The organism is uncultured Roseobacter sp. (assembly GCF_947491795.1).
GTDB lineage: Bacteria > Pseudomonadota > Alphaproteobacteria > Rhodobacterales > Rhodobacteraceae > Roseobacter.
This window is the reverse complement of record NZ_CANLKW010000002.1, coordinates 541,966-561,297: the sequence shown is the minus strand read 5'-3', so window position 1 is coordinate 561,297 and position 19,332 is coordinate 541,966. Positions and strand designations below refer to the sequence as shown.

General features: G+C 58.1%; 22 protein-coding genes, 1 tRNA gene, 1 pseudogene and 2 riboswitches. Of the genes and pseudogenes, 10 read left to right on the top strand and 14 right to left on the bottom strand.

What is annotated here, in order from left to right:
* Positions 1-2 precede the first annotated feature (2 nt).
* Complete coding sequence (locus Q1A34_RS09570) at positions 3-1,079, bottom strand: L-dopachrome tautomerase-related protein (RefSeq protein ID WP_300033380.1); 1,077 nt, start codon at positions 1,077-1,079, stop codon at positions 3-5.
* A gap of 91 nt (positions 1,080-1,170) precedes the next feature.
* Between Q1A34_RS09570 and Q1A34_RS22040 the strand changes: the two are divergent.
* Positions 1,171-1,296 (top strand): annotated as a pseudogene (locus tag Q1A34_RS22040) (LysR family transcriptional regulator); the annotation flags it as partial.
* Between the two features lie 165 nt (positions 1,297-1,461).
* Positions 1,462-2,040, top strand: a complete 579-nt coding sequence (locus Q1A34_RS09560) for a substrate binding domain-containing protein (protein ID WP_300033378.1) — start codon at positions 1,462-1,464, stop codon at positions 2,038-2,040.
* Between the two features lie 235 nt (positions 2,041-2,275).
* Here the strand turns inward: Q1A34_RS09560 and Q1A34_RS09555 are convergent, their stop codons facing one another.
* From Q1A34_RS09555 to Q1A34_RS09545, 3 genes are all read right to left on the bottom strand, one after another.
* The gene (locus tag Q1A34_RS09555) at positions 2,276-2,878 is read right to left on the bottom strand and encodes a hypothetical protein (RefSeq protein WP_300033377.1); all 603 of its coding nucleotides are present in this window, start codon (positions 2,876-2,878) and stop codon (positions 2,276-2,278) included.
* A gap of 131 nt (positions 2,879-3,009) precedes the next feature.
* Positions 3,010-3,240 (bottom strand): hypothetical protein, encoded by a 231-nt coding sequence (locus tag Q1A34_RS09550; RefSeq protein ID WP_300033376.1) that lies wholly within the window; start codon positions 3,238-3,240, stop codon positions 3,010-3,012.
* A gap of 171 nt (positions 3,241-3,411) precedes the next feature.
* Positions 3,412-3,487, bottom strand: a tRNA-Lys gene (locus Q1A34_RS09545).
* Positions 3,488-3,585: 98 nt separating this feature from the next.
* On the opposite strand from Q1A34_RS09545, the gene dapF reads away from it, so the two are divergent.
* The 4 genes from dapF to Q1A34_RS09525 all read left to right on the top strand — a co-directional run bounded on the left by dapF (position 3,586) and on the right by Q1A34_RS09525 (position 6,853).
* On the top strand, positions 3,586-4,428 hold the full coding sequence (dapF, locus tag Q1A34_RS09540; RefSeq protein WP_300033375.1) for a diaminopimelate epimerase: 843 nt from the start codon (positions 3,586-3,588) through the stop codon (positions 4,426-4,428).
* Complete coding sequence (gene mtaB, locus Q1A34_RS09535; RefSeq protein WP_300033374.1) at positions 4,425-5,678, top strand: tRNA (N(6)-L-threonylcarbamoyladenosine(37)-C(2))-methylthiotransferase MtaB; 1,254 nt, start codon at positions 4,425-4,427, stop codon at positions 5,676-5,678. The genes dapF and mtaB overlap by 4 nt, the downstream gene beginning before the upstream one ends.
* A 241-nt stretch (positions 5,679-5,919) precedes the next feature.
* On the top strand, positions 5,920-6,594 hold the full coding sequence (locus Q1A34_RS09530; protein ID WP_300033373.1) for a Crp/Fnr family transcriptional regulator: 675 nt from the start codon (positions 5,920-5,922) through the stop codon (positions 6,592-6,594).
* A gap of 13 nt (positions 6,595-6,607) precedes the next feature.
* The gene (locus tag Q1A34_RS09525) at positions 6,608-6,853 is read left to right on the top strand and encodes a hypothetical protein (protein WP_300033372.1); all 246 of its coding nucleotides are present in this window, start codon (positions 6,608-6,610) and stop codon (positions 6,851-6,853) included.
* Between the two features lie 413 nt (positions 6,854-7,266).
* On the opposite strand, the gene Q1A34_RS09520 is transcribed toward Q1A34_RS09525, so the two are convergent.
* From Q1A34_RS09520 to Q1A34_RS09500, 5 genes are all read right to left on the bottom strand, one after another.
* Complete coding sequence (locus tag Q1A34_RS09520) at positions 7,267-8,058, bottom strand: cytochrome c1 (protein WP_300033370.1); 792 nt, start codon at positions 8,056-8,058, stop codon at positions 7,267-7,269.
* Positions 8,059-8,070: 12 nt separating this feature from the next.
* The gene (locus Q1A34_RS09515) at positions 8,071-9,411 is read right to left on the bottom strand and encodes a cytochrome b N-terminal domain-containing protein (protein ID WP_300033368.1); all 1,341 of its coding nucleotides are present in this window, start codon (positions 9,409-9,411) and stop codon (positions 8,071-8,073) included.
* A 12-nt stretch (positions 9,412-9,423) separates the two neighbouring features.
* Positions 9,424-9,984, bottom strand: a complete 561-nt coding sequence (petA, locus tag Q1A34_RS09510) for a ubiquinol-cytochrome c reductase iron-sulfur subunit (protein ID WP_300033366.1) — start codon at positions 9,982-9,984, stop codon at positions 9,424-9,426.
* A 194-nt stretch (positions 9,985-10,178) separates the two neighbouring features.
* On the bottom strand, positions 10,179-10,790 hold the full coding sequence (locus Q1A34_RS09505; RefSeq protein ID WP_300033364.1) for a glutathione S-transferase: 612 nt from the start codon (positions 10,788-10,790) through the stop codon (positions 10,179-10,181).
* Positions 10,791-10,831: 41 nt separating this feature from the next.
* Positions 10,832-11,461 (bottom strand): FMN-binding negative transcriptional regulator, encoded by a 630-nt coding sequence (locus Q1A34_RS09500; RefSeq protein WP_300033362.1) that lies wholly within the window; start codon positions 11,459-11,461, stop codon positions 10,832-10,834.
* Between the two features lie 63 nt (positions 11,462-11,524).
* A riboswitch (FMN riboswitch) is annotated at positions 11,525-11,672 on the top strand.
* Between the two features lie 76 nt (positions 11,673-11,748).
* Between Q1A34_RS09500 and Q1A34_RS09495 the strand changes: the two genes are divergently transcribed.
* The gene (locus Q1A34_RS09495; RefSeq protein ID WP_300033360.1) at positions 11,749-12,192 is read left to right on the top strand and encodes a 6,7-dimethyl-8-ribityllumazine synthase; all 444 of its coding nucleotides are present in this window, start codon (positions 11,749-11,751) and stop codon (positions 12,190-12,192) included.
* Here Q1A34_RS09495 and Q1A34_RS09490 read toward each other — a convergent pair.
* Genes Q1A34_RS09490 through Q1A34_RS09480 form a run of 3 tightly spaced genes read right to left on the bottom strand, consistent with a single transcriptional unit; the run spans position 12,189 to position 15,383 of the window.
* Positions 12,189-12,881, bottom strand: coding sequence for an ATP-binding cassette domain-containing protein (locus tag Q1A34_RS09490; protein ID WP_300033358.1), 693 nt, complete (start codon positions 12,879-12,881; stop codon positions 12,189-12,191). The two genes, Q1A34_RS09495 and Q1A34_RS09490, sit on opposite strands and share 4 nt — an antisense overlap.
* Positions 12,868-14,385: a thiamine/thiamine pyrophosphate ABC transporter permease ThiP gene (locus Q1A34_RS09485; protein ID WP_300033356.1), complete on the bottom strand. Its 1,518-nt coding sequence runs from the start codon at positions 14,383-14,385 to the stop codon at positions 12,868-12,870. Before Q1A34_RS09485 ends, Q1A34_RS09490 begins: the two co-directional genes overlap by 14 nt.
* A gap of 14 nt (positions 14,386-14,399) precedes the next feature.
* Positions 14,400-15,383 carry a thiamine ABC transporter substrate binding subunit gene (locus Q1A34_RS09480; RefSeq protein WP_300033354.1) on the bottom strand — a complete coding sequence of 328 codons (984 nt, stop codon included), beginning with the start codon at positions 15,381-15,383 and terminating at the stop codon, positions 14,400-14,402.
* 37 nt (positions 15,384-15,420) lie between these two features.
* Positions 15,421-15,521, bottom strand: a riboswitch (TPP riboswitch).
* Positions 15,522-15,613: 92 nt separating this feature from the next.
* Here Q1A34_RS09480 and aroC point away from each other — a divergent pair.
* On the top strand, positions 15,614-16,714 hold the full coding sequence (gene aroC / locus Q1A34_RS09475; RefSeq protein WP_300033352.1) for a chorismate synthase: 1,101 nt from the start codon (positions 15,614-15,616) through the stop codon (positions 16,712-16,714).
* A gap of 6 nt (positions 16,715-16,720) precedes the next feature.
* Here aroC and Q1A34_RS09470 read toward each other — a convergent pair whose 3' ends face one another.
* On the bottom strand, positions 16,721-17,308 hold the full coding sequence (locus Q1A34_RS09470) for a TetR/AcrR family transcriptional regulator (protein ID WP_300033350.1): 588 nt from the start codon (positions 17,306-17,308) through the stop codon (positions 16,721-16,723).
* Positions 17,309-17,451: 143 nt separating this feature from the next.
* On the opposite strand from Q1A34_RS09470, the gene Q1A34_RS09465 reads away from it, so the two are divergent.
* The gene (locus tag Q1A34_RS09465) at positions 17,452-17,832 is read left to right on the top strand and encodes a DM13 domain-containing protein (RefSeq protein ID WP_300033348.1); all 381 of its coding nucleotides are present in this window, start codon (positions 17,452-17,454) and stop codon (positions 17,830-17,832) included.
* A 72-nt stretch (positions 17,833-17,904) separates the two neighbouring features.
* The gene (locus Q1A34_RS09460; RefSeq protein ID WP_300033346.1) at positions 17,905-18,879 is read left to right on the top strand and encodes a DMT family transporter; all 975 of its coding nucleotides are present in this window, start codon (positions 17,905-17,907) and stop codon (positions 18,877-18,879) included.
* A gap of 108 nt (positions 18,880-18,987) precedes the next feature.
* On the opposite strand, the gene Q1A34_RS09455 is transcribed toward Q1A34_RS09460, so the two are convergent.
* Positions 18,988-19,329, bottom strand: coding sequence for a nuclear transport factor 2 family protein (locus Q1A34_RS09455; protein WP_300033345.1), 342 nt, complete (start codon positions 19,327-19,329; stop codon positions 18,988-18,990).
* Positions 19,330-19,332: the final 3 nt, after the last annotated feature.

Genomic DNA, 19,332 nt, shown 5'->3' with positions numbered 1-19,332 from the left:
AGCTACCTCCCAGACACGCCGCCGCCCAATGCAGGGAAGCGCATGATGCTGAATTCGCCTTGTGTCGCGTCGACGCCGTCATTCAGGACGGGTGAGCGATGCAGCTCGTTGATTGTCACATAGACGTATCCATCGTGCCCCATCGAGAACCCGTCGGGCCAGGACATGTTGTCGGCCTGATAGAGGATCTCGTAGGTGCCATCCGGCCTGGTTACACCAACCGCGTCTTCGGTTATCGACGTGATGTAAACATTGCCCGCGGCATCGATTGTTGACCCATCCGAAATCGGCTTGTCGCCATAGCGTTCTACCCGCGCGGCCAACGCATCATCCGACAGGGTTTCATCCAGCAAATCTGTAGTGCGCACCCGGTACATCGCGCTTGCGGTCATCGGGGCAAAATACACCCATTCATTTGTCGGATCGATCGTGATGGGATTTGCCCCGATCTTTGCCGGTGCGCCGCCAAGACTGACTGCATTGCCATCAATCACCATCTCGGTGTCTTCGGGTACTGTGAACGGTGAGGCTTGCAGAACACGCCGTGCACGGCCGGTATCGAGATCAAGCACAATGAGCGCTGTGGTATCCGCATCAGCGGTGTCGGTGATGTAAATTGCGTTGTGCTCGCGGTCCACTGCGAGGTCATTGAGAAAACTCGTCGGCAGAGTTGCCGGCTGCCCGAGGTAGTGTATCGCATGCAGCGTTTCGGTGTTGGTATCCCAGCCAACGATACGCCCGGTCTGGCCTTCGCCCTGACCATCAAGCATCCACAAGATACCTTCACGGTCTGCACGCAGGCCGAGCACACCCTTAAGTCCGGGTCCATCACCCACCGGCGCGCTGGCCCATGCTTTATTGGGGTAAGGCCTGGTTGATCCGTCGGGCATGACCTCAACGATGCGCAGATCTTTCCCGTAGAATTCATGCACGGACATAAACATGCGTCCCTCGGGGCTGATCGCCAGATTGCCCGGAGGCATATCTGACCCGAAGGTTGCGTAGGTTTCGATTTCCGCAAAAGCCTGCGTACAAAGGCCTGCACTCAGCAGCGTAGTTTGGATAAGTGTTCTGAACATGTTTCCTCCGATTTGAATTTCCGAAGGTTTATCATTCGAACAAGCAGGCTATAATGCGGTCATTTCCGAAACCATCATTCGAAAAATCCAAATGTATAGTATCGACGACCTTCAGACATTTGTTCAGATCGCGCAGCGCGGTGGCATCACCGCTGCCGCCCAGGAACAGGGCCTGTCTCCGGCAACTGTGAGTCACAGGCTCAGCAAACTGGAAAAGTACCTCGGCGTGGTTCTGTTCCATCGCAGCAGCCGGATGATCTCGCTGAGCGTTGAGGGGTTGTCCTTTCTCGAACGGGTTCAGACCATCCTGGACGATCTCACTGATGCCGAACTGGAGATCGGGAGCAATGGCGGCAGGCTGAAAGGCCATTTACGTGTAACCATGGCGCCCTGGATCTTTTCGCGTTTCGTCCTGCCCAGACTTCACATACTCCGGGAGGCTGAGCCAGGGTTGACGTTTGACTTCCTCACTGTTGATCGCTTCGTCAATCTGGTGGAAGAACAACAAGACTGTGCGATCCGTGTCGGCGCTTTGACTGACAGCAGCAATCTGACCAGAAAACTGGCGGACAACCGGCGCATCCTGTGTGCTGCGCCTTCATATATCAAACGCCACGGTGTGCCTCAGGTCCTGTCGGATCTGGCGGAGCATCAGGCGGTTTGTTTGCCCTGGCAAAAAGACTGGGGGATTGGCGCGAGCATGCCCAGAGTTTCCGTGACAGTCTCGAATTCAGATATCCTGACGGATGCGGTCACACAGGGAGCAGGCATTGCCATCAAATCGATACTGGCTGTGGCAAGTGAACTGGAGACCGGTCAACTGGTCGAAGTCTTACCGGAATGCCTGCGATCAACAGAGGCCCCAATATCCTGCTTACGACCTCCAAAACTGAAGGGATCACGGAAGGTAGATGCGTTTGTCACTTTTGCATCGACATGTTTCCACCCCCTTCCAACTTAGCGCTGTCGCCCAAAGAGCGGTCGAACATAATCCTTATGCCCGTATCGGTATGTCAGAACAAACATCGATACATCACACAGGATTGGCGCAGAGGTATGGAATGCGCCGACGGCTCATCCAAGTCGGCATAGTCCTGCGTTGCGGCCCTTTATGGCCGCCGTTCGCTTCGATACCCATATCGAGAATTGAACAAGAGACCCGCTTACAGCCCGCATTCGCCCAAAAGCCTGTTTTATTAGGGCGCAGGCACTTCAAAACTTGCCAGAATTGTTCCGGACCTCCTTTGCGCCGGTCTTTTTTTAATGTGCCAGCGCTCAACGATCGCGCTGCCTTGGAGACGAAACAGATCAAACCACGCCCAGTCCGCGCCGCCCTGTTGAACAAGGTTGCAGATCACGACAAAGCTGCCCTGGCCAAGCAGATCGTGCACTTTGACGTATCGATCAAGCTGGCCACTCTTCATCACGTCCTTAAGGCTCTTGCCGAAACCCTTCAGACCGTCGCCGACCTCCGGGTTGTGTCCAACGCACTGTTCGGTCGAGATACAGTCGGTCATGATAAATTCCCGAAGCCCCTTCACACCGGAGAAGATCAGCATGAGCGGCCAACCGGGCTTCCTGAGCAGAGACTTGAAGCTATCGATCAGAATGTTCCGGGCCTCGGCGGACTTGTCTTTGAAGATATGTTGGCACTCACCGTGGTGAATACACACGACGCCGTGTTCCCGGGCATGTTTTGCAACCAGATTCCAGATAATGTCTTGATTTGCTTGTTGCGGAACCTTGATTGGAAAGCCAGGTTCTATCAGCGTGCTTGAGCCGAGCATTTTCCACGTCACAAGGCCGCTTAGTGGCAATTCGTATTCAACTGCTTGAGCGGGCCGTCCCGGAGCTCAACAAGTGGAAACACAGCATCCCATGGCAGTATCAAAGTCGATTCGCTGTCATGGTTCCCAACAGTCGAGTGCTTTCAAGCGCCCGGTAACTGATCGAATATCCCTTTAAGGTAGCCAGCATCCTTTGACCTTGGGCCAAAAGCGAAGTCCCCAATGATCCAGAGATCGACATCCTCGTGAACCCTCTCGCACATGTTTGCGATCAAGACGGCATCCATCTCCTCCACGGAGGAAAAGGGGCGATCACAGAACTTCATAACGTTCTCATGACCGAAATGCGTATCGGCAGTATACCAGTAAGCCATGACTGTTATCCGAGTTTTCCGGATTTGTTCTTAGGATATCTGGTCTTGCCTACGCCGCAATATCAACCGGTCCGAACACAACTCTGATTTCAGCAGCAGTGACCGAACCGACAAATCTGCACACTTACACGCAAGCCTGCGTTCTTCTGAGTAAACGACAGAAAATACAAATGGTGAGCCGTGCAGGATTCGAACCTGCGACCCGCTGATTAAAAGTCAGCTGCTCTACCAACTGAGCTAACGGCCCCACTAGGCGGTCTACTTAGAAAGGTGCCGGGACCGGGTCAAGCCCCAAATCCGCCTTTTCGCAAGGACATACTGGATAGTTTCGCCGCATCAGCTTATATGCCCGCCATGCGCAGCGCAGAAGATATCGGAATGCCCTTCATGAAGATGCACGGGCTGGGAAACGACTTTGTCGTTCTGGACGCGCGCGCGGATGGAATTGATGTCACACCCGGTCTCGCATGCGCGCTGGGTGACCGCCACCGCGGGGTCGGATTTGATCAGCTTGCTGTAATGTCCACAGGCCCGCGCGGCCTGCACCTGACTTTCTACAATGCGGATGGTTCGCTGTCAGCGGCCTGTGGAAACGCGACCCGCTGCATCGCCCGATATGTCATGCAGGAAACGGCCGCAACTTCTCTGGATCTGACAACAGATCGCGGTGTTTTACAGGCGTATGATGCCGGTGACGGGCTGACGGCTGTCAATATGGGACACCCCCAGACCGACTGGGCGGATGTCCCGCTGGCGCATGAGACGGATACCCTGTCCCTGCCGATTGATGGCGCGCCGGTCGCAACAGGCATGGGCAACCCGCACTGCACTTTCTTTGTTGCGGATGCAGAGGCTGTGGATCTTGCCGGTTTTGGCGCAGCCCACGAGCATCATCCGCTGTTCCCCGAACGCACCAACGTTCAGGTCGCCGGGCTGATCGGGCCGGACCACCTGCGTATGCGGGTCTGGGAACGGGGTGTGGGAATCACCCTGGCCTCAGGTTCCTCCAGCTGTGCGACCGCTGTTGCCGCCGCACGGCGTGGCCTCACCGGGCGCAAAGTACGTATTGATCTGGACGGTGGTACTCTGCTGATCGACTGGCGAGACGACGGTGTCTGGATGACAGGGCCGAGCATGCATGTTTTCTCGGGTCATCTCACCCGGTCGTTTATGGACGCCATCGCATGAGCGCGCCTGTTTTCTCTACCATGGGGTGCCGCCTGAACGCCTACGAAACAGAGGCAATGCGGGAGCTGGCCGGAGCGGCCGGGCTGAAAAATGCGGTTGTTGTGAATACTTGTGCGGTGACCGCAGAGGCGGTGCGCAAAGCCCGCAAGGACATCCGGCGCCTGCGTCGTGAAAATCCTGATGCGCGGCTGATTGTGACCGGCTGCGCCGCTCAGACAGAACCGGAAACCTTTACCGCAATGGCCGAGGTCGACGCAGTCATTGGCAATACCGAAAAGATGCAGGAAAGCACCTGGACCGGTCTGGCCGCTGACTTCATCGGAGAAACCGAAGCTTTGCAGGTCGACGACATCATGTCTGTCACTGAAACAGCAGGGCACCTGATTGATGGTTTTGGCACCCGCAGCCGGGCGTACGTACAGGTGCAGAACGGGTGTGACCATCGGTGCACCTTTTGCATCATCCCTTATGGCCGGGGCAACTCGCGGTCGGTACCTGCTGGTGTGGTCGTAGATCAAATCAAACGCCTGGTGGACAAGGGGTACAACGAAGTTGTCCTGACCGGTGTGGATCTGACCAGTTGGGGCGCAGATCTGCCTGCAACGCCCAAACTGGGAGATCTGGTGATGCGGATCCTGCGGCTGGTGCCGGATCTGCCGCGTTTGCGGATCAGTTCAATCGACAGCATCGAGGTCGATGAAAATCTGATGCAGGCCATCGCAACAGAACCGCGTTTGATGCCGCACCTGCATTTGTCCCTGCAACACGGCGACGATCTGATTCTCAAAAGAATGAAGCGCAGGCATCTGCGCGATGACGCGATCCGATTTACCGAAGATGCGCGAAAGCTGCGCCAAGAGATGACGTTTGGTGCAGATATCATCGCAGGATTTCCGACAGAAACGGATGCGATGTTCGCCAACAGCCTCGCCCTGATCCGGGAGTGCGATCTGACATGGCTGCATGTGTTTCCCTATTCGCCGCGCCAGGGCACGCCGGCCGCACGAATGCCCGCAGTGGACGGTGCAGCCATTCGCGAGCGTGCAGGACTACTCCGGGACGCAGGCGCGACCCAGGTCAGACGCCATCTGCAGCAACAACTGGGCCGCGGTCATAAAGTACTGATGGAAAGCCCTCATATGGGGCGTACAGAGCAGTTTGCCGAGGTGCAGACAGCCACTCCCCTGACGCCCGGACAAATCGCCTCTGTGACTGTTTCAGGTACTGATGGGACCGTCCTGACAGCCTGACAGGTCCGGTTTGTTAAGAAACCGCGTGACAAAGCTCTGCCGCCATCGCTAGTCTCGGAGTACTGGTGGGGAGTACCGGTGATTGTAACTGTGTGAGTGGTTTGCAGCGACGGACAGTCCGAGGGGTCTGTCTGTGAACTGTGCTGACTGTCCTTGTTTTGCAGGGATGGATGTCAGGGCCCTCTTGAGCACTGTTGGCGATGCCCGGCTCCCGCTGCCGAGGGAAAGTACAGAGATCGCCATGGATAATTCGACCCTTCCAAAGTCCGGCTTTCTGGCCAATGCATCGTCCGATTTGTCAAATCTGCTGAATTCTGTTTCGACGGTCGTTGACCTGGCAGAGGGGGAGGTTCTGTTTGAACACGGCGATCCCGGCGATGCGCTCTACGCGATTGTGTCCGGGTCTTTAGAATTCAGTATTATCTCACGCGAAGGCCGCAAACTGTCTCTGGATGTCATGCGGCCCGGAGCGCTGTTTGGTGAAATTGCCCTGTTTGACCCGGGCACCCGGACAGCAACGGTAACAGCGCTGGAAAAATCCCGGGTGCGCGGCGTGAAGAATGCAGACGTCATCGCTGCCATTCGTGAGAATCCGGAACTGGGCATCGATATGATCCAGCTTGCCGGGGAACGCATGCGATGGATCAGCAGCCAGCTGAACGAACAGGTCTTTCTGCCCATGCCCGCGCGTCTGGCCCGGAAAATACTGTATCTGACACTGGATGGTTCTGAACAGTTGTCGCTGCTGGCGCTCTCGCAATCAGAACTGGCGGAGTTTGTCGGCGCGACCCGGGAGGCGGTATCCAAAACGTTGTCGCTTTGGAAAAGAGCCGGTGTCATAGACGTCAGCCGAGGGGGCGTGCGGGTTCTGGACCGTGACGCTCTGCAGATTATGGCGGACCTGCACCAGATTTAATTCTCTTCGTGTGATGCGTTTCACAGACGTTGATTCGCTTTTGGTGCATCCTGGGTGCAGTCAGAAGATATTGTTTCTCCCCGGAACACAGCTCACAGAGGATCGCAAAATGCATCGCCCCGGAAAACTCCCCGCCAAACCGGAAATCCCTCCCGCCCGCAAATCGCCCGTACGCGCCATGATCAGCTGGTTGATTGAGACGGATCGTGAATTTCGCGTTGCCCAGACCATGGTCAACGACACCCGATTTCGCCGCTGAAGATGGCAGTGCGCTGGACGATACAGAGTGCAAACCGGCAACGGATGACGCTTTGGATGAACCCTGGAAACAGGAAAAATCCGACAAATCGCGCGGCAGAAATCATCGAATGTGAACTGGATCACATACAACGATGCTACCGTCAGTTAGGATTAACACATTGTTGGTGAGCTTAAGTGGTAAACGCCGGATTTAAAGGCGTCTGAGGTAAGTGGGATTTAAAGGTACGGCCAGGCAAGACAGGTGTGATTTCAGCAGAATTAGCTGCCAGATACACACCTACACGTCCCCTGGCTGATTGGTACTCTCCCCAGGGTCTGTAATTAGCCTCCGTGCTTTGGAGGTACAGACGGAAAAACCCCCCGTGCAGGTTATGCCGGGGGGTTTTTTTAATTTCAGACCTGGGTATCTGATCAGCTGGATTTCTTGCCTTTGACAGGAGCCCAGATGCGCTTGTTGGTCAGATACAGCAGAACCGACAGGATCGTCAGGAACACCACGCCCACAAAACCGGCCTGTTTCCGTGCCATCATTTTTGGCTCTGCGGTCCACATCAGAAAAGCAGAAACGTCTTCCGCCATATGATGAATATCGTTGGCGTGGCCATCGGCAAACTCCACCTGTTCATCATAAAGCGGTGGTGCCATTGCGATGTATCCACCCGGGAAGGCCGTGTTTTCATAAAGAGTAACGCCGGCTTCTTCTTTTTCCTTGCCGGTATACCCTGTGAGGAGTGAGGCGATGTATTCTGGCCCGCCGATACCCTTGAAGAACTGGTTGATGCCCAGACCATAGGGGCCGTGAAAGCCCGCGCGCGCTTTGGCCATCAGACTGAGGTCAGGTGCGTTTGCGAGGCCTGATTCCGGAAAGTGGTCAGCAGGCGTTGCCGTACGAAAGTCGTCCAGTTCTGCATCAAAGACTTCGTAGTTCTCTGCGTATGCGCGAACCTGATCCTCAGGCATATCCGGGCCGCCTTCTTCAGAAAGCGAACGGATCGGCACAAATTTCAGACCGTGGCAGGCAGAACAGACCTCGGTATAGACCTGAAGACCGCGTTGCAGCTGGTTCTGGTCATAGGTGCCGAACGGACCTTCGAAGGAAAAGTCAAAATCTTCAATGTGGGTGTCATAGGCACCGGCTGCATAGACAGCGCCTGCTGACAGACCGAGAGTTGTTGCGGCCACAAGGGCAAGTTTCTTAATCATTGTCATTGTCCTTTATTCCGCAGGTGTCGCAGCTGTGTCACCACCACCGGAGCTGGCCTTTTTCGACGCAAAGTCTTCTTCGATCGTCGCGGGCTGAGCCAGCGGTTTTTCGATCACACCGAGAAGGGGCAACAGCACGAGGAAGTATGCAAACCAGTAGGTCGAAGCAATGAGCGAGATCGTGTTGTACGGCTCTTCCGCAGGCATTGCGCCCACCCACATCAACACAAAGAAATCAACCACCAGCAGCGCAAACCACCATTTGAACATCGGGCGGTAACGACCCGAACGCACCGACGAGGTGTCCAGCCAGGGCGCCAGCGCCATTACGGCAATGGCCCCGAACATCGCGATCACACCAAAGAACTTGGCGTCGATGATGCCGCCGGTCACGAAGGATGCGATCTGAACAATCCATACCTCGTCTGTGAAGGCCCGCAGGATGGCGTAGAACGGCAGGAAATACCACTCAGGCACGATGTGCGCCGGTGTCGCAAGCGCGTTGGCTTCGATGTAGTTATCCGGGTGGCCCAGATAGTTAGGCATAAACCCGACGACTGCAAAAAACACGGCCAGGATAACGGCCAGAGCGAACAGATCCTTGATCACAAAGTAAGGCCAGAAGGGCAGCGTATCTTTCTCTGCGTCTTCCTTGGACGTGCGGCGCACCTCGACCCCGGTGGGGTTGTTGTTGCCGGTCGTGTGGAAGGCCCAGATGTGCACGACAACAAGGCCGAGGATCACGAAGGGCAGCAGATAGTGCAGCGAGAAGAAGCGGTTCAGTGTTGCGTTGTCTACCGCAGGCCCGCCAAGCAGCCATGTTTGCAGCGCTTCACCGATGAACGGAATTGCGCCGAACAGGCCGGTGATAACGGTCGCGCCCCAGAAAGACATCTGACCCCAGGGCAGAACGTAGCCCATAAAAGCTGTGCCCATCATCAGCAGGTAAATCAACATACCGATGATCCACGTGATCTCGCGCGGCGCTTTGTAGGAGCCATAGTAGAGACCGCGGAAGATATGCGCATACACGGCCACAAAGAACAACGAAGCGCCGTTCATGTGGATATAGCGTATCATCGCGCCAGAGTTCACGTTCCGCATGATGTGTTCAACGGAAGAGAACGCCAGATCGACATGAGGCGTGTAATGCATCACCAGCACAACGCCGGTTGCGATCTGCAGCACCAGTACAAAAGTCAGGACGATGCCCCAGATCCACATCCAGTTCAGGTTCTTGGGCGTGGGGATCATCAGCGTGTCGTAAAGCAGGCCGACGATCGGCAGGCGTTTTGCCAGACCTTTTTCCCAGTCGGCTTTCGGTTCGTAATGGTCGTGAGGAATTCCAGCCATCAGGTTTCTCCCTTAACCGAGTTTGATCGTTGTATCGTCGACGAATTCTGCAACCGGCACGGGCAGGTTGCGCGGCGCCGGACCTCTGCGGATGCGGCCCGATGTGTCATAGTGCGATCCGTGGCAGGGGCAGAACCAGCCGCCAAAATCACCCGCGTCACCCAGCGGCACACAGCCGAGGTGGGTGCAGACACCCATCATAACCAGCCATTCGCCGGATTCGTCGAGAGAGCGGTTCTCGTCAGACGCATCAGCGTCCGCACGGACGTTGGCATTGTCTGCCAGCGGATCCGGGAGCGCTGCAACGTCTACGTCACGCGCGGCGGCGATCTCTTCTTCGGTACGGCGGCGGATAAAGACCGGTTTGCCAAGCCATTTCACAGTCAGCTGAGTGCCGGGCTCAATCGCGCTCACGTCGACACGGATCGACGAAAGAGCGAGAACGTCTGCCGAGGGGTTCATCTGGTTGACCATAGGCCAGATTGCGGCACCGGCTGTTACGGCACCCGCCCCTGCGGTTGCGTAGTAAAGGAAATCCCTGCGGGTGCCTTCCTGATCATCTGCATGCGACACGGGTTCACTCCATTTCAAGGGCCCGGCAGGGCCAAATAACGTACCGGCCGCGCGAACGCAGCCTGTCTGATGCGGGTATGTAGCCGTGTGACGCCCGCGCGTCCAGTAATCTTAGACGCGCAAACCGTCGCAGGCGGCACCGGAATACCCGGATTTTCCGGTGATTAGCGGTCAAAACCTTATTATCTGTAAACTCACGCCTCAGGCGGACGGGTTGCCTGCATCGAAGGCCGCGAATCAAACGCGGCATGCCAGTCTGCCAGCGCTGCATTTCCACCCCGCCAGTTGCGGGCGCCGTGCCGGAAATCCACATATGACAGCGCGCAGGCAACGGACACATGGGCCATGCTCACCGGCCCGGCCAGATGTCCCATCCATCTGCTGTTCAGGACCGAAAGCGCCCTGTCAACTTTCGTCCACTGTGCCTCGACCCAGCCGTCAGACTGTTCATTTTCAGGCCGCAGTTTGCGTTCATAGGCCATAGAAACTGCGCAATCCATGATACCGTCCCCGGTCGCCTCGAGGGTGCGGTTTTCCCACTGGCCTGCGCCGGTCGGGTACATTGAACCATCGAAAAGGTCATTCAGATACCCGCAGATGACGCGGCTGTCGTAGAGAGTGACCCCGTCATCACGTTGCAGCGCCGGAATTTTGGCCAGAGGATTGGCTGCCATCAGCCCGTCGTCCGATGCAAAGGCCGTGGTTGCAATCGTTTCAAGCGCAACCGCGTCCGTTTTTTCCAGCTCATGCAAAAGCACAACGACTTTGCGCACATAGGGTGACAGCGGGGAATGAAAAAGTTTCATGGCGGATCCTTCTGAATGCCCCGCCGACCCTATCAGAGATGTCAGCCCTGTCCATCCGCGGCACGCATCAGCGCCGCGAGCAGCGCCAGATCCGTTCCCTGCCCAAAGGCCTCGACCTGGTCAGCCGCACGCAGGCGCACATCGTCAGGTTTGTTCTGGTTCAGCTTCCACGTGCCGTCGATGCCTGTCACCTGCATCCGGCAGGGTACAATTGCCCGCATCATACGGTCCATCACACCGTCGCTCATTTTGCCGGTCGTCCAGGGCGTTTTGGGCAGCAGACGGTCTTCAAACAGTTTTGACTGCCGGTCCAGCAGCGGATGCAGCTCTTCGTGCGGCAAAAGCTCAAGCATGCCAGTGAGATGCACAGCGACGTAGTTCCACGTCGGCACCTGATCAGGCACCTCATACCAGTCGGGCGAGACATAGCTGTCAGGGCCCGAAACGGCCACGCGCGCCGGTACAGGGCCGTCTTTCAACGCCCGCGCAATCGGATTGGAACGCAACAGGTGCAGCCACAGCCAGGTCCCGTCATCCTCCAGCAGAAACGGGATATGCGACATCCAGGGTCCGTCCGCACCGCTGATCGCCAGCACACCAAAGGCACGTTCCCGTGCCCAGGCCAGGTTTGTCTGCGCGTCTTTTGTGTGGAAAACCGGGTTCGGGTGCATCGCTTTGCCCTCTGCAAGTGTCGCATTTGCTCTTGCAGGGTTTTTGCCTGGCTGACAAGCTGAGCGCATTCTCAGGGCGGGGTGAAACTCCCCACCGGCGGTATGCAGGCACGACCTGCGAGCCCGCGAGCGGCCTTTCATCAGGAAGGTGTCAGCAGACCCGGTGAGACGCCGGGGCCGACGGTTACAGTCCGGATGAAAGAGAATGCGGTGTCACGGCCCCGGGAGGGCCGTGTGTAACCGTGATCGCCTTGGGTGGACGTGTCTGACCATGAAAGGAGATCCAAATGACACACACCCGTTTCGCCTTTGTCAAAGCGCAGTGGCATGCTGATATCGTCGACCGCGCATACGAGGGATTCACACAAATCATTCCGGCCACGCAGGTCGACACGGTGGACGTGCCCGGCGCATTTGAGATGCCGCTGATGGCGCGGGATCTGGCAGGAACCGGAAGATACAGCGCCATCATCTGCGCGGCATTTGTCGTGGATGGCGGCATTTACCGGCATGATTTTGTTGCACAATCCGTCGTGGACGGGCTGATGCGCGCGGGACTGGATACCGGCGTGCCGGTGTTGTCAGTGTCGCTCACGCCGCATCATTATCAGGAAACCGAGCATCACAATACGATCTACCGCGCGCATTTCGTGACCAAGGGCAAAGAGGCCGCAGAGGCGGCTCTTGTTATCCTGAAAGCGCGGGCAGTGCTTGCCGCGCAGGCGGCTTAACCCAGATAGGCGCGAAGCGCCGGCGGCGGATTGTCCATCAGTGCCGCCGCCGGTTCGGGCGCCTGCGCCTGGCCGCCCTCAACAAAGATAACGTCATCTGCAATACGCTGAACATCCTCGGGCGCATGCGTGACCATCATCAGTGTCGCGCCCGTTTCTGTGGCGAGGGCCCGGACCAGATCCAGCATTTCGCGTCGCAGTGCCGGGCCCAGAGCGGCAAAAGGTTCGTCCAGCAGAACAACAGGCCGGTTCTGCACAAGGATGCGCGCCAGCGCCGCGCGGCTTTGCTGTCCGCCTGAAAGCTCACCCGGTCTGCGGTTCTGCAACCCGGCAAGGCCGACCCGTTCCAGCGCATGCGAGAGGCGGGCCGTTTCGTCGTCGTTCAGCCTGAGCGCAGGTCTCAGGCCAAGCCCCGCATTCTGCGCAATTGTCAGGTGCGGAAAGAGATTGTTGTCCTGAAACAGCATGGATACAGGCCGTGCGCCGGGTCTGGCATCTGTAACGTCCTGCCCGTCGATGGACAGCGCGCCGGATATCAGGGGAACGAACCCGCCAACCGCCCCCAGCAGTGTCGATTTGCCGGCACCGGACGGGCCGATCACCGCCACGCGGCGGCCCTTTCGCACTGTCAGATGCGCCGCGAGCCTGAAATCGCCCTGCCCGATCTGAACATGTTTAAACGTCAGCATTCCAGCGGCCTCCACGGTCACATATCCAGAACACCGCCAGCGCCATGAACAGCAGCAACAAAGCTGCTCCGGCGGCGGCTTCCGTTCGGTAAGCGCTCATCAGTCGGTACATCTGCAGCGGCAGCGTTGTTCGGTCGGGATCGGAGAACAGCGCAATAACGCCCAGATCACCCACAGACAGTGCGCCGGTCAGCCCCGCAGCAAACCCGATCTGAGCGCGCGCGCGGGGCAGGATCAGCCAGCGCCAGGTCTGAAAACTGCTCAGCCCCAGTGTCACACAGAGCCTGCCGTATCCGGTGAGGGCGCTGCGAACACCCGGAACCATGATGCGCAGGGCAAAGGGCAGCGCCATCAGCGCGTTGACCACCGCGGTGACAGGCAGCGACAAAGCCACCGGATCAGCGATGGGGTTGATCAGGATGAACCAGCCCACACCCAGCATGAGCGGTGAGGCCGAAAGGCCAATGAGGCCCACCGCCTCGGCACCACCTTTGTCCCGGATGGCGATCCAACCTGCAAGGGGCAAAGCCAGCGCCAGCATGACAGCAACACTCAGAGCAGCGACCCACAGTGATGTAAACGCCGCCTGCCAGACAGTTGCCGGCATCTGGCCGAGACCGGCCAGGCCGGACAGTGTCACAGCCAGAAGCGGGCCCAGCAGGAAAACACCGCCCAGAAGAATGCAGAGCGCATCAATCGCACGCTGCAGACCACCGCGCGCGTCAAACCTTTTTACCCGGCGGTCCATTCCCGCACCCATCGGGATGTCCGGGATGATCCGCAGGGCGAGAACAGCGGCGGCCCCCGCCAGTATCAATTGTAATATAGAAAGAAACGCAGCACGGGAGAGATCAAAGTCAAATCGGAACGCCTGGTAGATTGCGAGTTCTATCGTCGTGGCGCGCGGCCCGCCGCCCAGTGTCAGCGCCACGGCAAAACTGGTCAGGCAAATGACGAAAATCAGAGCCGCAGCCCCGGGCAGTATCTGGCGCAACATCGGCCGCTCAAGAGTTTGGAACACCATTGCAGGCGGCAGATCCAGCTGTGCGACCAGGCGAAAATGCTCGCCCGGTATGCTTTGCCAGCCCTGCAGCAAAAGCCGTGTTGCAAGCGGCAGATTGAAAAACACATGCGCAAGCACCACGCCGTGCAGCCCGTAGATGGACACTTCCGGCAGGCCCAGAACACCGAACAGCTGGTTGACCAGGCCGTTGCGCCCAAAGATTGCCAGCAGACCCAGGACTGCGACAATGACGGGCAGAATAAAGGGCGCGCCCAGCAGCGTGACCAAAAGCCTCTTGCCCGGCATGTCCCGTCTTGCCAGTGCCCGCGCAAGCGGCACCGCGAGAATCACAGAAAAGAAGGCCGACAGCAGCGCCTGGACAACGGTAAACCGCAGCGCGGCCCAGTCCGCCGGGCCCAGGCCGGATCCAGGCTCTGCGCGCAGGCCGATCCCGACAAAGGCCAGCAGGACCGCCGCGACCACCAGGATCGCGGCGAGCATGCCGGATCGGCCGGTTACTGGCTGAGCGCTGCGCGCCACGTCTCGATGGCCTGCGTCTGAAGCTCAGTGGATTCCGCTTCGCTGTAAAAGAGAACGTTTTCCGGCAGGTTCAGCTGCGACCAGCCTTCAGGCCACTGATCCTTTGGCAACGCTGCGGGCAGCGACCAGTTCGCCGTCGGGATCATCGACTGAAAATCTCCGGACATCACATAAGCCATAAAGGCATCCGCCAGTTCCGGCTGTTCCGTTTTGGCGATTTTGCCGACGGTTTCGACCATGAAATAGTGACCCTCGGGGAAGATCGCGGCCTTTTTGGTGAAATCCTCCTCGGCGAACATGTGATAGGCGGGCGACGTGGTGTAGCTCAGCACCATATCAGCCTCGCCGTCTGTGAACATGCCATAGCTGGTGGACCAGTCTTTAGTGACCGTCAGGATTTTAGGGGCCAGCTGCGCCCAGGCCTCGTCCGCCTTATCGCCATAAACCGCCTGCACCCAGAGAACGAGGGCGAGACCGGAGATGGATGTGCGCGGATCCTGGATGACGATTTTCACATCGTCCGGCAGGGCGAGCATTTCCTCAAAACTCGCGGGCGGCGCGTCCATGGTGGTTTCATTATAGATGAAAGCCGTATGGCCATAGTTGAATGGCAGGAAAGTCTCGTCGCTCCATTCCACCGGCAGTGTCAGTGCGGCGTTGTCCTGGCCGTGCGCGCCGAAAAGCCCGGTTGCCCGCGCCTTGGCCGTCACGTCCGACGTCAGACCGATCACCACGTCTGCCTTGGTGCGCTCGCCCTCGAGCAGCAGGCGCGGCAACAAATCGCCGGTCGACCATTGCAGGTCGCATTCACAGAAGGCTTCAAAGCCCTCTTCAATCATCGGGCCGGGGCCCCATTCGGAGGTAAAGTAGTCGCCTGCGTAAACAGTGAGCACAGGTGTGTCGGCCGAGGCCTGGGCCGCACAAAGCAGGGTTGCAGCAATTACAGTAGTCTTACGCATGATCATTCCTTTTCATATGCGTCAGACGGCGAAAGAGGATGATCAGGTCAACCTTCCCTCCGCCGGTCTTAACCGGTTCAGGTTCTACGGGTCCGCGTGTTACGCATCTCAGCCGGAAAGGCCCCCCGAGGTGCGATCAGACGTAAAGTGCCACTGCGGGATTGGCAAGCGATAAGGTCTTGAGGCGCGCCGCCTGCGCCGCTAAGCACCAGGGTCAGAGGAGCAAGCGCATGTCGATGAACAGTTTTGGCCATCTTTTCCGCGTGACGACCTGGGGCGAAAGCCACGGGCCGGCGCTTGGTGCGACAGTGGATGGCTGCCCGCCGGGCGTGGAAATCGACGCGGCGATGATCCAGCAATGGCTGGACAAGCGCAAACCCGGCCAGAACAAATACACAACCCAGCGGCGCGAGGCCGATGAGGTCAGGATCCTGTCGGGCACCTTTGAGGGCGTGACCACCGGAACGCCGGTGCAGCTGATGATCGAAAACACCGATCAGCGCTCGAAAGACTACGGAGACATCAAAGAGAAGTTCCGCCCGGGTCATGCGGACATTACCTACTTCCAGAAATATGGCGTACGCGATTACCGCGGTGGCGGTCGCTCAAGCGCGCGCGAGACCGCTGCACGCGTTGCGGCAGGTGGTCTCGCGCGCGCGGCACTCCGCTCACTGGTCCCCGCGCTGGAGATCAAGGGGTATATGACCCGCATGGGCGCGCATGAAATAGACCGCGACCGGTTTGACTGGGCGCAGATTGATGAGAACCCTTTCTGGGTGCCGGACGCCAAAGCGGCAACGGACTGGGCGGCCTATCTGGACGGTCTGCGCAAATCGGGCAGCTCGGTAGGTGCCGTCATAGAGGTTGTTGCGCGTGGTGTCCCCGCCGGACTGGGCGCACCCGTTTATGGAAAGCTCGATACAGACCTGGCCGCTGCGATGATGAGCATCAATGCGGTAAAGGGTGTTGAAATCGGTGAAGGCATGTCGGCGGCGATGCTGACCGGCGAGCTGAATGCAGACGAGATTTCTATGGGGCCGGACGGGCCGGAATATTCCTCCAACCATGCAGGCGGCATACTGGGCGGCATCAGCACGGGGCAGGACGTTGTAGTACGGTTTGCGGTCAAGCCGACATCGAGCATTCTGACCACACGGCGCACCATCACCAAAACCGGTGAAGAAACGGAAATCATCACAAAGGGACGTCATGATCCCTGCGTTGGCATCCGTGCAGTACCCGTGGGTGAAGCAATGATGGCCTGCGTGATCCTGGACCATCTGCTTTTGCATCGCGGTCAGATCGGCGAAAACCAGGGCGTGATCGGCTGATACCGTTCAGCGCGCTTTCAAAAGCTCTTCGATACCGCGACTGCTCTGTTCAACGATGCCCAGCGGCAGGCATGACCGCGCCAGAACGCGCAGACCGATGTATTGTGTCAGCAGCAGGTTGGCGAGTGTCTTGCGCTCGTCCTGTTTCAGCGTGTCATGCAGTGGCGAAGCGGCCAGCGCGAGGCCCAGAGCATCGCGGATCCGTCGCAGCCCGCCGTTCACAGCAGCGGCGATTTCGGGATCAGACATCTCGCTGCCCGCAGCGGCAGTACACAACAGGCATCCGCGTCGGTCACCCTGGTTCACCGCCTGCACGACCCCTTTGAAGAAGCCCAGAATACGTCGCCGGCCATCGGGTACATTTATGTCGGTCAGACACGCAACCGCGTCGTCTACTGCGGTTGTTTCATAATAGTCCAGAACGCGCAGAAAGAGGGACTTCTTGTCTTTGAAGGCCTTATACAGGCTGCCCCGTGTCAGCCCCATACCGTCCAGCAGGTCCGGCAGGGTAGCTTCCTCATAGCTTTTTCGCCAGAAGACCTCCGCCGCTTTCCGGATCGCCTCATCTGTGTCGAATTCTCTGGGCCGTGCCATATCCACCTCATCTGTGATGCAGTGTCATATAGTTTGGAACTGATCGTTACACAATCACAGAATTGTGTATTGTACCGATTGGTTCCTAATTGTATCTGCTGTGTACCGGCAACGGCAATCACAACACCAGGAAAGAGACCGACATGAAAAACCTCCTCTCAGCAACGCTCATTCTGGGCCTGACCGCGCTCGCAACTTTTGGCGCACAGGCTGACGTTACAGGCACATTCACAGGCGCCAGTGACCACATCACAACGGGTGGCATTACCATCGTCAAAAACGCAGACGGTACGGCAACTGTCACACTTCACGAAGACTTTTCGCTTGATGGCGCACCAGATCCGCGCGTTGGGTTTGGCAAGGACGGAGCCTATGCCACTGAAACAGACCTCGGCCCGCTGAAGAACCTGACCGGCGGTCAGACTTATATCGTACCTGCATCGGTCAGTGTTGATGACTTCAATGAAATCTACATCTGGTGCCTGCAGTTTTCGGTACCGCTCGGCGTTGCTTCGCTGAACTGAGACACCTGAGATCAGGCGCTGTTCTCCCTTGCGGCGCTTGATCTTTTTCCGGCAGAGGCGCAAAGAGCCTCCATGCCCGCAGACCTTACCCAGAACCGACCCGGCCGCGCCATCGCCCTCAAGCTTGGCGCGGTCTTTCTGTTCATGGTGATGGCCGCGATCATCAAGGCGGTGTCCGAAGAAGTCCCCCCCGGGCAGGCCGTCTTTTTCAGATCGTTTTTTGCAATTCCCGTGATTACCCTGTGGCTCTGGCAACGCGGGCAATTGCGCTACGGGCTGGTGCCTTCAAACCTGATGGGGCACGTCTGGCGCGGGCTCTTTGGTACATCCGCAATGGGCCTGACATTCGCGGGGCTGGGCCTGCTGCCATTGCCCGAAGTTACAGCAATCGGCTACGCCACCCCAATATTCGCAGTGATCTTTGCGGCCATCTTTCTGGGCGAACGGATCAGACTGATCCGGCTTTCCGCTGTTGGGCTGGGTCTGATCGGTGTCCTGATCGTAATTGCTCCCCGCCTGAGCGTTGGCGCTGATGCCATGTCTGCCGCCGCGACTGCCGGTGCTCTGATGGTGCTGATCGCCTCGGTGCTCCGCGCGCTGGTGCAGATCCATGTCCGCCGTCTCGTTCAGACGGACCATACCGCGGCGATCGTCTTTTATTTTTCCGTGACGGCCAGCTGCCTCGCGCTGCTCACTCTGCCGGTTGGTGTCATATTTGATCACCCTGCGCTGGTCTGGGTGATGCCCCCTGCATGGGTTGTCTGGCTGCTGATCTCTGCCGGGCTGGTAGGCGGCGTGGCGCAGATAATGGTCACCTCTTCCTACAGGTTCGGCGGTGCGTCTATGCTGGCCCCGTTTGACTATGCATCCATGATTTTTGCCGGGCTGATCGGCTATGTCGTCTTTGACGAGCTGCCAACCGGGCCCATTGTCCTTGGCGCGGCACTGGTTACCGCGGGTGGCATTCTGATCATATGGCGGGAGCGACAACTGGGCATGGACCGGAGCAAATCAAAACCCAACCAGACGCCCACCGGCGCGCCCTGACACAGGATCAATGCGTCGGGCGAACCTCTGGCGATGGCAGACAGCGCGTATCCGCAACGGTTTTGACAGTTGTAAACGCAGAGACCCGCTGCCCCACCGTGACGTCAGTTATTCTGCGTGGCACGCGGACGCTTCGATCACCAGACCGTCCGGTCCGAAGCGGATCGTTTCCGCCGCCAGGACATCACGTTGATTTCTGTATGTGATGACCATCATGCCATGACCGCGCAGGACATCGACAATCACAAACGACAGATCGGGTTGCTGTTCAAGAGCGGCCGCCCAGTACGCCCTCAGCGCATCCCGCCCAAAGAGCTCACCACGTCCTGTCAGACGCATCGCTTTCTGGGAACGGAAAACCACATCCGGGCTGTAATGGGCCAGGATGCGGTCCAAGTTGTGGGAATTCCACGCGGCTTCCCACTCTTCGGCAAAGGCTTTGAAATCCACGGT

Bases quoted from the DNA above. Each gene is read 5' to 3' on its own strand.
- Q1A34_RS09465 (WP_300033348.1), top strand. From the start codon at position 17,452: ATGAAAAACCTCCTCTCAGCAACGCTCATTCTGGGCCTGACCGCGCTC.
- Q1A34_RS09570 (WP_300033380.1), bottom strand. From the start codon at position 1,079: ATGTTCAGAACACTTATCCAAACTACGCTGCTGAGTGCAGGCCTTTGT.
- Q1A34_RS09460 (WP_300033346.1), top strand. From the start codon at position 17,905: ATGCCCGCAGACCTTACCCAGAACCGACCCGGCCGCGCCATCGCCCTC.
- dapF (WP_300033375.1), top strand. From the start codon at position 3,586: ATGCCCGCCATGCGCAGCGCAGAAGATATCGGAATGCCCTTCATGAAG.
- Q1A34_RS09550 (WP_300033376.1), bottom strand. From the start codon at position 3,240: ATGGCTTACTGGTATACTGCCGATACGCATTTCGGTCATGAGAACGTT.
- Q1A34_RS09485 (WP_300033356.1), bottom strand. From the start codon at position 14,385: ATGCTCGCCGCGATCCTGGTGGTCGCGGCGGTCCTGCTGGCCTTTGTC.
- Q1A34_RS09560 (WP_300033378.1), top strand. From the start codon at position 1,462: ATGGCGCCCTGGATCTTTTCGCGTTTCGTCCTGCCCAGACTTCACATA.
- Q1A34_RS09495 (WP_300033360.1), top strand. From the start codon at position 11,749: ATGACACACACCCGTTTCGCCTTTGTCAAAGCGCAGTGGCATGCTGAT.
- Q1A34_RS09505 (WP_300033364.1), bottom strand. From the start codon at position 10,790: ATGAAACTTTTTCATTCCCCGCTGTCACCCTATGTGCGCAAAGTCGTT.
- aroC (WP_300033352.1), top strand. From the start codon at position 15,614: ATGTCGATGAACAGTTTTGGCCATCTTTTCCGCGTGACGACCTGGGGC.
- Q1A34_RS09500 (WP_300033362.1), bottom strand. From the start codon at position 11,461: ATGCACCCGAACCCGGTTTTCCACACAAAAGACGCGCAGACAAACCTG.
- Q1A34_RS09520 (WP_300033370.1), bottom strand. From the start codon at position 8,058: ATGATTAAGAAACTTGCCCTTGTGGCCGCAACAACTCTCGGTCTGTCA.
- Q1A34_RS09480 (WP_300033354.1), bottom strand. From the start codon at position 15,383: ATGCGTAAGACTACTGTAATTGCTGCAACCCTGCTTTGTGCGGCCCAG.
- Q1A34_RS09530 (WP_300033373.1), top strand. From the start codon at position 5,920: ATGGATAATTCGACCCTTCCAAAGTCCGGCTTTCTGGCCAATGCATCG.
- Q1A34_RS09490 (WP_300033358.1), bottom strand. From the start codon at position 12,881: ATGCTGACGTTTAAACATGTTCAGATCGGGCAGGGCGATTTCAGGCTC.
- mtaB (WP_300033374.1), top strand. From the start codon at position 4,425: ATGAGCGCGCCTGTTTTCTCTACCATGGGGTGCCGCCTGAACGCCTAC.
- Q1A34_RS09470 (WP_300033350.1), bottom strand. From the start codon at position 17,308: ATGGCACGGCCCAGAGAATTCGACACAGATGAGGCGATCCGGAAAGCG.
- Q1A34_RS09525 (WP_300033372.1), top strand. From the start codon at position 6,608: ATGCGTTTCACAGACGTTGATTCGCTTTTGGTGCATCCTGGGTGCAGT.
- Q1A34_RS09515 (WP_300033368.1), bottom strand. From the start codon at position 9,411: ATGGCTGGAATTCCTCACGACCATTACGAACCGAAAGCCGACTGGGAA.